General features: G+C 46.7%; 1 pseudogene. It reads left to right on the top strand.

The features are described from left to right. Window positions 1-270 (top strand): annotated as a pseudogene (locus HMPREF2958_RS01035) (hypothetical protein); the annotation flags it as partial.

Here is a 270-nt window from a genome sequence, read left to right as displayed (position 1 = left end):
ACGGGTACTGGGAGAACCATATGCTGCCCTATCTGAAAGCAGAAGGGTGGGCTGTCATTACTGTTGATTGTGCTGGGGTGGTATCGTACCTGGACTTCGCCAGGCGGTTAGTTAAAGCTATCGACCCTACCTACAGTTTTCCTGAAGGTTTTAATATGCGTTGGGCTGCTGAAGAGGCACGTTTGATTAGGGATAGGGATATGCGGCAGGGGCTTTTCGTTTTGTATAAGAATTTCGAGCAGCTTTTTACTATGGCTGATGATGATATAA

This window comes from Rothia sp. HMSC036D11 (assembly GCF_001814205.1).
GTDB lineage: Bacteria > Actinomycetota > Actinomycetes > Actinomycetales > Micrococcaceae > Rothia > Rothia dentocariosa.
The sequence above is the reverse complement of the archived record's forward strand: the minus strand, read 5'-3'. Positions and strand labels throughout refer to the sequence as shown.